At 63.9% G+C, this 908-nt stretch carries 2 protein-coding genes; both read left to right on the forward strand.

The features are described 5' to 3' along the window. Positions 1-141: 141 nt before the first annotated feature. Positions 142-618 carry a GntR family transcriptional regulator gene (locus ACWCSD_RS49100; protein ID WP_387683431.1) on the forward strand — a complete coding sequence of 159 codons (477 nt, stop codon included), beginning with the start codon at positions 142-144 and terminating at the stop codon, positions 616-618. A 42-nt stretch (positions 619-660) separates the two neighbouring features. After that, a partial coding sequence (locus ACWCSD_RS49105) for a GntR family transcriptional regulator (protein ID WP_449926154.1) occupies positions 661-908 on the forward strand: 248 nt, incomplete at its 3' end.

Here is a 908-nt window from a genome sequence, read left to right on the forward strand (position 1 = left end):
CAAGGGTCTCGACTCGCCGGGGTACGGCCATGGTCGGAGAATACGTCTGGTTGTATCCGCTCGTCTATTCGGAAAGATGACTCTGTCTGGGCAGGCAGGAGGATATGGGAGGGCTCGTACACCTTCGTCTATGTTGCCGGTGTGCTGGACTACGACGGCGACACCCACATCTACGTACAGATCGCGGAGATTCTTCGACAGCGGGTCGAGGGGCTCGCGTCTGGGCATCCCGTGCCGAGCGAGGCCGACATTCAGCACGAGTTCGGGGTCGCCCGGACGACGGCCCGCCGGGCCATCCACGTGTTGCGCGAGGAAGGGCTCATCTACACGGTCCAGGGCGAGGGAACGTTCGTCGGCGCGCCTGATGAAGCGCCGCGTAAGCAGCGGAAAGTGCCGCTCTACCGGCAGATCGCTTCCGATATGGCCAAGCAGATCAGGGCGGGGCACTTCCAGCCCAAGCGTGCGATCCCGGGTGAGACAGCGTTGGTGCAGCAGTACGACGTGGCGCGGGAGACGGTGCGGCGGGCCATGGCGTTGTTGCGGGAGCAAGGGTGGATCTACACCGTGCCGCAGCGTGGGAGTTACGTGTCTCCGGAAGAGTCGTGGCCCCAGGATTGAGATTCACTCATCTGCTTGTATCCAGACGTCTAAGGTATGAGCATGCTCGACCGAGACGGCCCTGTGCCGATCTATGTGCAGATTGCCGAGATGATCGAGGGGCAGATTCTGAGAGGTGAGCTGCTGGCCGGCGAGGCGGTGATGAGCGAGCTGGCCATGGAGGCCGAGTTCGACGTGGCGCGGTCAACCGTCCGGAACGTGGTGCGGGAGCTGCGTCGGCGGCAGCTCGTGCACACGGTGGCAGGGAAGGGGACGTTCGTCGGAGGCGCCATGGATGGGGTGTGGGACGT

The sequence above is a fragment of the Nonomuraea sp. NPDC001684 genome, from assembly GCF_053596515.1.